The sequence below is a fragment of the Priestia sp. FSL W8-0001 genome, assembly GCF_038050335.1.
Lineage (GTDB): Bacteria > Bacillota > Bacilli > Bacillales > Bacillaceae_H > Priestia > Priestia flexa.
In genome coordinates this window covers 1-10,000 of the sequence record NZ_JBBPAL010000001.1, presented here as the reverse complement: position 1 = coordinate 10,000, position 10,000 = coordinate 1, and the positions used below count along the sequence as shown (strand labels likewise).

Genomic DNA, 10,000 nt, shown 5'->3' with positions numbered 1-10,000 from the left:
ACGAACTTTCTGTTGAAGAATTATCTCTAATCACTAAAAAATTAGAAGAAAAGGTTGAAGAGTTGACAAAAGAAATTGAAGCAAGTGAAGATGCCGATGAACGAAAACAACTGCGATCAAGCAGAAAAGAACCGAAGAAAGCGTATAAGCAATTTCAAGACTTTGTGAAACGTAAGTTAAAGTATGAAAAAGACATGGAGATTTTTAACGAACGGAATAGTTATTCAAAAACAGATCATGATGCCACGTTTATGCGTATGAAGGATGACTACATGAAGAATGGCCAACTGAAGGCGGGGTATAATGTGCAAATTGCGACAGAAGGTCAATATACACTTGCTTACGATGTCTTTTCAAATCCAACGGACACACGAACACTTTGTCCGTTTCTTGACGCAATTGAACATCACTACTTCGAACTCCCAGACTATATTGTCGCAGATGCGGGATATGGAAGTGAAGAGAATTACCTCGATGTGCAGAACAGAAAGCGTACGCCTCTTATCACATATAGTATGTATCGAAAAGAGAAGAAAAAACGCGTTAAGAATGACCCATTTCAGACAGCGAATTGGGATTATCATGAAGAAGATGATTCCTTTACTTGTCCCAACGGGAATAAGTTGACGTTTCGTTACAAATCGCATCGCACAGACCGTTACGGATTTACAAGGTTATTCAATGTGTACGAATGTGAAGACTGTTCAGGTTGTCCTTTTCGTTCACAATGTACGAAGGCGAAGGAAGGAAAGAACCGAAGAATCCATTATAACGAAAAGTGGGAACAACAAAAGAAAAGCATTCAACAGCTGCTTTCAGAAGAAAAAACGGGTAAAATCTACGGAAAACGTAAGATTGACGTAGAACCAGTTTTTGGATATCTGAAGGCTAATTTGCGTTTCACTCGAATGTCCGTAAGAGGCAAAGAGAACGTGAAAAACGAATTAGGGTTTGCGTTCATGGCGGTGAATGTACGAAAGTACATCGCCTCCAGCGTAAAATGTGCATAGACCAATCAAACAGATCAACAAAAAAGGGTTCTCATCATCAAAATGCGATGATGAGAACCCTTTTTCATTATTTTTGGCTAGTTATGTCCCAGCCTCTTTTGCCTATTTACTCATTTTCAGGTGATTCTTCACTGGTAACGTCTAGTTCTGAGTCGACTTCTTCGTCAAGCTCCTCATCTTCTTCAGATGTTTGAACTTTTGCTACAGTAGAAACAAACTCACTATCTCCTAAACGAATCACTTTAACGCCTTGAGTGTTCCTTCCCATTTGAGAAATTCCAGAGACAGACAGACGAATTAATACACCGCTGACTGTAATTACCATAATCTCCTCTCCAGATGTTACACACTTCAATGCGACTACATCACCATTTTTATCTGTAATATTACATGTCCTTAGACCTTTACCGCCTCGAGTCTGTATGCGGTATTCATTAGCTGGTGTTCTCTTACCATATCCATTCTTTGTAATAATTAAGATATCTGATTCTTCTTCAAGAATCTCCATCCCAATTACTTCATCTTCTGAATCAAGAGTAATTCCTTTTACACCAGTTGCTGTTCTCCCCATTGAACGGACATCATTCTCATTAAAGCGAATCAACATACCATTTTTAGTACCAATAACCATATCACGTTTACCATCCGTTAGTTTTACAGAGATTAACTCATCCTCTTCTCGTAAACTTAATGCAATTAAGCCACTATTACGGATGTTTTCAAAAGAAGATAATGGGGTACGTTTTGAAATACCTTGTTTTGTTGTAAAGAATAAATACCAGTCATCAACGAACTCATCAACTCGAATAATAGCATTGACCCATTCACCTTTATCTACTTCTAATAAGTTAATAATAGGGATCCCTTTAGCAGTTCTTCCGTACTCAGGAATTTCATATCCTTTTGTTTTGTATACTTTCCCTTTATTCGTAAAGAATAAAATTGTATCGTGTGTAGAAGTTGTTAAAAGATGTTCAACAAAATCATCTTCATTGGTATTCATTCCTTGAATACCACGCCCCCCACGCTTCTGACTCTTATAAGTAGATACAGGTAATCGTTTAATATATCCGTTATGTGTTAAGCTAATAACAATATCTTGTCGCGGAATAAGATCTTCATCTTCAATAACTTCAGAACCACCCGCTATAATTTCTGTACGACGCCCATCATTAAAGCGATCTTTAACTTCTATTAATTCCTCACGAATAATTCCCAAAACTTTTTCATTATCTGCTAGAATCGCTTTTAATTCAGCAATTAAAGCTAGTAAAGATTGGTACTCAGCTTCAATTTTCTCACGCTCTAACCCAGTAAGCTTTTGCAAACGCATATCTAAAATAGCCTGTGCCTGCTTTTCACTTAGTGAGAATTGTGTCATTAATCCTTCTCTAGCGATATCGGTTGTCTGAGAAGCTCTAATTAATGCAATAACCGCATCGAGATTATCTAAAGCAATCTTTAAGCCTTCTAAAATATGAGCACGTGCTTCTGCTTTTCTTAACTCAAATTCAGTACGTCTGCGAATAACAACAACTTGATGGTCTAAGTAATACTGTAGACACTGTTTTAAGTTTAAAACCTTCGGCTGCCCTTCCACTAAAGCAAGCATATTAATACCAAAGCTTGTTTGTAAAGATGTTTGTTTATATAAGTTATTTAGTAAGACATTGGCATTTGCATCTCTTCGAACTTCGATTACAATACGCATACCAGAGCGATCTGATTCATCGCGTAAATCTGTAATACCTTCAATCTTTTTATCTCTAGCAAGTTCTGCAATCTTTTCAATCAACTTCGCTTTATTTACTTGATATGGAAGCTCATTAACGATAATCGTTTGTTTTCCATTTGATTGTTCTTCAATTTCTACTTTTGCACGAATAATAATAGAGCCTTTTCCTGTTTCATAAGCTCTACGAATTCCACTAATACCTAAGATTTGACCTGCGGTTGGAAAGTCTGGGCCCGGTATGATTTCCATTAATTCTGGAATTGTAATATCTTGATTTTTACTAACAGCTAGTACACCATCAATAACTTCTCCGAGTTGATGGGGTGGAATATTTGTTGCCATACCTACCGCAATACCCGCTGAGCCGTTTACAAGTAAGTTAGGAAACCTAGCTGGTAGTACAACCGGCTCTCGCTCAGATCCATCATAGTTATCTTGATAATCAATCGTATCTTTGTTGATATCTCTTAATAACTCCATAGAGATTTTGGACATTCTTGCTTCTGTATAACGCATCGCTGCTGCTGAATCACCATCGATAGAACCAAAGTTACCATGACCATCTACAAGCATATTGCGATAGCTGAAGTCTTGAGCCATACGCACCATTGTTTCATAGACAGCTGAGTCACCATGAGGATGGTACTTACCTATAACTTCCCCTACGATACGAGCTGATTTTTTAAATGGTTTATCCGAAGTCATACCTAAGTCATTCATCGCATATAGAATACGACGATGAACAGGTTTTAAGCCGTCACGTACATCTGGAAGCGCACGTGAAACAATAACGCTCATTGCATAATCTAAAAACGAAGAACGCATTTCTTGGCTAATGTTTACTTCTTTAATTTGAGAGTTTGGTTTATCTGACATCGATAAGAACCTCCTTCACGAAGTTCAGTATAGTAGTTCACATATGTAAACGCAGGATAGAAATCCCTCTACCCTGCCATTTAACATTCTTTTTAATTCTAAAAAATATCTTGTTTAGATATCTAAATTCTTAACGTATTTTGCATTTTCTTCAATGAAGTTACGGCGTGGTTCAACCTTGTCCCCCATTAAAATTTCAAATGTTTCATCTGCTTCAATCGCATCCTGTAAGTTAACTTGTAGAAGCGTACGCGTATCTGGATCCATTGTTGTTTCCCACAGCTGCTCTGGATTCATCTCCCCTAGACCTTTATAACGCTGTAGGTTAGGTTTAGACCCTTCTGAGAACGTTGGCAGGAGCTCTTCTAGCTGTTTATCGTTATACGCATATTCTACGCGTTTCCCTTGTGAAATCTTATATAATGGCGGCTGTGCAATGTAAACATAACCGGACTCAATAATTTGTCTCATGTAGCGATAGAAGAATGTTAATAACAGCGTACGAATATGAGCTCCATCGACATCAGCATCTGTCATAATTACAAGTTTGTGATAACGTGCCTTAGAAATATCAAAATCTTCTCCAATACCTGTACCTAATGCCGTGATAATTGTACGAATCTCGTTATTAGATAAAATTTTATCTAGTCTTGCCTTTTCAACGTTAATAATTTTACCACGCAAAGGTAGGATAGCTTGGAAATGACGACTACGCCCTTGTTTAGCAGAACCACCTGCAGAATCACCCTCTACAATGTACAATTCACTGATGGAAGGATCCTTTGAAGAGCAATCTGCTAATTTACCAGGTAGATTTGAGATCTCCAATGCGCTTTTTCTTCTTGTTAATTCTCTTGCTTTTTTAGCTGCCATTCGAGCACGTGCTGCCATAACACCTTTTTCAACAATTTTCTTAGCTACCACTGGATTTTCTAGTAGGTAAGTTTCAAAGTGCTCTGCAAATACAGAATCAGTAATAGTTCTTGCTTCACTATTCCCTAATTTTGTTTTTGTTTGACCTTCAAATTGAGGGTCTGGATGTTTAATTGAAATGATTGCAGTAATTCCCTCACGTACATCTTCACCTGTAAGGTTTGTATCGCTATCTTTAAACACATTGTTCTTACGTGCATAATCATTAATAGCACGTGTTAAAGCTGTTTTAAAGCCGGCTTCATGTGTACCACCTTCATAGGTATGAATGTTATTTGCAAAAGAATACAGATTGCTTGTATAGCTATCATTGTATTGAATAGCAATCTCAACTGAAATACTGTCGCGATTTCCCTCAATATAGATTGGCTCTTCATGTACAACTTCTTTTGAACGATTTAAATGTTCAACATATGATTTAATACCACCTTCATAATGGTATTCACGCACTTTGTTTTCTTCACGTTTATCTTCAATCGTAATTTTAATTCCACGATTTAAGAAAGCCAATTCACGTAATCGGTTTGCCAATGTATCAAAATCATACTCTAACGTTTCGTTAAAAATTTCACCGTCTGGCTGAAAGTGGATAACTGTACCAGTTTTATCAGTTTCACCAGTTACTTCTAAATCTGCTACGGGAACACCTCGTTCAAATTTTTGATAATGTACTTTCCCGTCTCGGTGTACATTTACTTCTAGGTAAGTGGAAAGCGCATTTACAACAGATGCTCCTACACCGTGTAGACCACCTGAAACTTTATATCCGCCACCGCCAAATTTACCGCCAGCGTGAAGAACGGTTAAGATAACTTCAACAGCAGGTCGTCCCATTTTTTCATGCATACCAACAGGAATTCCACGCCCATTATCTTTAACTGTGATGCTATTATCTTTCTCAATTATGACATTGATTTCATCACAATAACCAGCTAACGCTTCATCGATACTATTATCAACAATTTCCCATACGAGGTGGTGTAAACCCTTAGCACTCGTAGAGCCGATATACATTCCCGGACGTTTTCGTACTGCTTCTAATCCTTCTAACACTTGTATTTGGTCAGCATCATATGATTGCTTTTCTTTTTGTTCCATTGCCAAATGTATCACCTACACTTTTCATTAACAGCGAACTGTTTATAATTGTATTCTTTTTAACGTATCTTAAATAATTGAATGGAAACCACTTAGGAGCTTCAGACAAGCAAAACTCATCTTTCGTATTTTTGAGGGTAAGCTTTAAAACATTAGACTTAAAACTATAATGATATCATACTTTGTTAAAATTAACGTTGAAAAGCTATCAGTATGAAAAAACTATTTAATTTTTTGTATGACCCCAGCCTCTACCTCAAACGTAGCGGCTTTGTCTAAAGTTTCATGATGAATTCCTTCAATACTGGTGGTTGTCACAAATGTTTGAACCTTTCCCTGTATCGTGTTTAACAAGTGAGACTGACGGAAATCATCAAGCTCAGATAAAACATCGTCTAGTAATAAAATGGGATACTCGCCAATCTCTTGATTAATTAGCTCAATCTCCGCCAATTTTAAAGACAAAGCCGTTGTACGCTGTTGCCCTTGGGACCCAAAGGTTTGAACATCTTTTTCATTGACGTAAAATAGCAGGTCATCTCGGTGAGGACCAATTAAGGTAACGCCTCTATCAATTTCTCTACTCTTTATTTTATCAAATTTTTCATGATATGCTTCTATCATTTTCGACAAATCTGCATCTTCTGATACATCAATCGAATTTTTATACTCGATATGCAGATTTTCAAGCCCTCTGCTAATGCCAAAATGAATGGGTTCTGCCCATTTTTGCAAAAGCTGCAAAAATTCAAATCGCTTTTTTAAAATACGAGCTGCTACTTCTGTAAGCTGAGCAGTTAAGATATCAAGCAAAGATAGGTCAGATTGCTTTCGTGTTTGAAGTTGTTTTAAATATTGATTCCTGTGCTGTAAAACTTTTTGATATTTGCTTAAGTCATGCATGTATACAGGGGAAACTTGTCCAATCTCCATATCAATAAACCTTCTCCGCACTTGGGGACTACCCTTCACCAGGTTCAAATCCTCAGGAGCAAACATAACCGTATTCATAGCACCAATGTATTGACTTAACTTTTGTTGCTCAATGTAATTATATTTTGCTTTTTTACCTTTTGTTGAAATGATTAAATCCAACGTCACAGGACCGCGCTCTTTTTCTACAACACCAGAAATCTTTGCAAATTCACTTTCCCATTTGATCAATTCTTTATCGTTGGAGGTACGATGTGACTTTGCCATTGATAAAACAAAGATTGATTCCATAATGTTTGTTTTCCCTTGCGCATTTTCTCCTAGAATGACATTTACTTTGTTTTCAAAAGCAACCGTTGTTTTTTCATAATTACGATAGTTTGTTAACGCAAGTTCTTTAATGTACAAACCATTCACCAACTCTTAAGATATAATGATAAACTCACCCATATCTGGGATTATTACTTCATCGCCTGGATATAGCTTTCGACCACGGCGTTCCTCTAACTCACCGTTCACATAAACTTCATGCTCACTTAAAAACCATTTCACCATTCCACCAGTCTGAATAACATCAGCTAGTTTTAAAAACTGACCTAATGTAATATGTTCCGTTGAAATCTGAATTTCTGTTGTCATCATATTCCGCTCACTTCCCTAATTATTTTATCTATCATTATTCTACTAAATAATTGTCCTTGAGAAAAGAAAGCTACTAGAAACAACCTAGTAGCTTTCAACATCAATATGTTCTAACCGGCAGAATTAGCTGTAGCATTGAGTCATTCTCTAATGTTCGAATAACAAATGGACGCATTGCTCCGGTAAAGTTAATTTTAATATCTGTACCTTCAAGGGCTTTTAATGCATCAAGCATATACTTTGCACTAAACGAAATCTTTAAATCTTCTCCCACAATTGATTCACTTTGAACTTCTTCAATAACTTTACCGATTTCTGGAGAATTTGATGAGATTTCAATAATCCCGTCTGGTAAAGTTGATAGTTTTACTACGTTATTACGTCCTTCTCTCGCTAAAAGCGAAGCACGATCAATAGACTGAAGAAACTCTTTAACGTTTAAAACAACGTCTGTCTTACTGTCAGCTGGGATAAGACGAGAAGTATCTGGGTAATTCCCATCTAGTAGACGTGAGAAGAACAGAAGATGTTTCGTTTTAAATAAAACTTGATTTTCAGTCATAACAATATCAACCAGTTCATTGGAATCATCTAGAATTTTACTAAATTCATTTAAACTTTTTCCTGGAATAACAACATTGTAAGAAACATCATGTTCAGATTGAATATTTGCTTTACGCAAGGCTAAACGGTGGCTATCTGTTGCAATACACGTTAGTGTTTTGCCTTCCACTTTCCAGTTTACACCTGTCAAGATAGGGCGTGTTTCTGAGGTGGACACAGCAAAGACAGTTTGTCGAATCATGTTTTTAAGTAAATCTGTAGGAATTCTAAATACGTTATTTTCTTCGATTTGTGGTAGATGTGGATACTCTTCAGCATCTAAACCATTTAAATTAAACTCTGCTTTTCCAGAACGAATAATTGTTAAAAACAAATTTTGAACATCTAGCTCTACAACTTCTTTTGGCAATTTCTTTACGATTTCACTGAAGAAACGAGCAGGTAAAACGACACTTCCTGTCTTCTCTATTTCTACAATTTCTTTTCCATCTTCTTCTTTTGGGATAAATGATTCAATGGAGATATCAGAATCGCTCCCAGTAAGAGTCACTCCTTCTTCTGTTGTAACAATTTTAATTCCTGTCAAAATAGGGATCGTTGTCCGAGATGAAACAGCCTTCATTACATCTTGAACACTTTGAACTAGGTAGTCTTTTTGAATTTTAAATTTCATGAAATCCTTCCTCCTTTTTATTTTAAAAGTCGGTTTAAACAGCTTATTAATTTATTATAAAAAAAGTAGTAGTAGTAATAGGGCGTGTGGAAATGTGGATAACCCCTTAAAACGCCAGTACACAGCCTATCCACCTGTGGACAGACTGTGTACAATCCTATCTCACTTATACACAAAAAACAAGAGAAAAAATTAGATCTTTAAAGAGTCACTGATTTCTTTAATATGTTTTTGGAGCTGTGAATCAGTTTGAACCAACTTTGAAATCTTTTCATGAGCATGGATAACCGTGGTGTGGTCTCTTCCCCCAAATTCTTCGCCAATCTTTGGTAATGAGAAGTCTGTGAGCTCACGAGATAGATACATTGCAATCTGTCTTGGAAATGCTACAGATTTTGTGCGTTTCTTGGCTTTGAAGTCTTCAAGCTTTACATTAAACTGCTGTCCGACTATTTGTTGGATATCTTGAATGGTAATAATTTTTGGCTTTGAACTCGGAATAATATCTTTTAAAGCTTCAGCAGCCAAGTCTGCATTGATATCTTTATTAATTAATGAGGAGTATGCTACTACACGGATTAAAGCACCCTCTAATTCACGGATGTTTGAGTCGATTTGATTAGCAATATAAAGCATTACTTCATTAGGAATTACTAACCCATCAGCTTTTGCTTTTTTACGTAAAATAGCAATCCTCGTTTCAAGATCTGGTGGCGTAATGTCTGTAATCAAACCCCATTCAAACCTAGAGCGAAGACGATCTTCTAAAGTTGGTATCTCTTTTGGTGGTCTATCGCTTGAAATAACAATTTGTTTACTTTCTTCATGTAACGTATTAAACGTATGGAAAAATTCTTCTTGAGTTTGTTCTTTACCAGCTAAAAATTGAATATCATCTATAAGTAAAACGTCGACATTTCTATACTTATTACGAAACTCCACCGCTTTGTTGTCACGAATTGAGTTAATAAATTCATTGGTGAATTTCTCAGAAGATAGGTATACAACTTTTGCATCTGGATTATGATCAAGCACATAGTGACCTATTGCGTGCATGAGGTGGGTTTTTCCAAGCCCTACTCCCCCATAAATAAAAAGTGGATTGTAAGCTTTGGCTGGTGCTTCTGCAACTGCTAAGGAAGCAGCATGAGCAAAGCGGTTACCAGAACCAATAACAAAAGTATCAAACGTGTATTTGGAATTAAGCATACTTTGTGGGAATTCATGTCCATCTTCTTTGCTTACATTCTTTTTAGGAGGAGTTAAATCAAACTCTTCTTCAGATTGATTTAAAGGGATAATAAATTTTACATCTAGTTCTTCCCCGGTCAAATCGTACAATGTTTCAGCAATTAAGTTAGAATACCTAGACTCTAGCCAATCTCTGGCAAAGTCATTCGGCGCTGTGATAATAAGTGTATCACCTTGTAGAGCGTGAGCTTTTGTTGATTTTAACCATGTTTCAAAACTTGGTTTACTCAACTTCTTTTCAATTTCAGCTAATGCTCCGTTCCATAAATCATGAATATTTTCCAA

At 36.5% G+C, this 10,000-nt stretch carries 7 protein-coding genes (1 of these 7 cut by a window edge); 1 reads left to right on the top strand and 6 read right to left on the bottom strand.

What is annotated here, in order from left to right:
* Positions 1-1,010, top strand: the 3' portion of a protein-coding gene (locus tag MKZ18_RS00035) for an IS1182 family transposase (protein ID WP_138116520.1). The gene continues 568 nt to the left of window position 1, outside the view; the window shows 1,010 of its 1,578 coding nt (coding positions 569-1,578); the start codon falls outside the window, past its left edge; its stop codon occupies positions 1,008-1,010.
* Positions 1,011-1,116: 106 nt separating this feature from the next.
* Here the strand turns inward: MKZ18_RS00035 and gyrA are convergent, their stop codons facing one another.
* The 6 genes from gyrA to dnaA form a co-directional block, all read right to left on the bottom strand.
* The gene (gyrA, locus tag MKZ18_RS00030; RefSeq protein ID WP_163071283.1) at positions 1,117-3,621 is read right to left on the bottom strand and encodes a DNA gyrase subunit A; all 2,505 of its coding nucleotides are present in this window, start codon (positions 3,619-3,621) and stop codon (positions 1,117-1,119) included.
* Positions 3,622-3,735: 114 nt separating this feature from the next.
* A complete protein-coding gene (gene gyrB, locus MKZ18_RS00025; protein ID WP_025907865.1) occupies positions 3,736-5,652 on the bottom strand; it encodes a DNA topoisomerase (ATP-hydrolyzing) subunit B in 1,917 nt (638 codons plus the stop codon).
* Positions 5,653-5,874: 222 nt separating this feature from the next.
* Entirely contained in the window at positions 5,875-6,993 is a 1,119-nt protein-coding gene (gene recF / locus MKZ18_RS00020) for a DNA replication/repair protein RecF (protein ID WP_144593994.1), read from the bottom strand.
* Positions 6,994-7,008: 15 nt separating this feature from the next.
* Positions 7,009-7,224 carry a S4 domain-containing protein YaaA gene (gene yaaA, locus MKZ18_RS00015; protein WP_025907867.1) on the bottom strand — a complete coding sequence of 72 codons (216 nt, stop codon included), beginning with the start codon at positions 7,222-7,224 and terminating at the stop codon, positions 7,009-7,011.
* A 103-nt stretch (positions 7,225-7,327) separates the two neighbouring features.
* On the bottom strand, positions 7,328-8,464 hold the full coding sequence (dnaN, locus tag MKZ18_RS00010) for a DNA polymerase III subunit beta (protein WP_144593993.1): 1,137 nt from the start codon (positions 8,462-8,464) through the stop codon (positions 7,328-7,330).
* Positions 8,465-8,656: 192 nt separating this feature from the next.
* A complete protein-coding gene (gene dnaA / locus MKZ18_RS00005; RefSeq protein WP_025907869.1) occupies positions 8,657-10,000 on the bottom strand; it encodes a chromosomal replication initiator protein DnaA in 1,344 nt (447 codons plus the stop codon).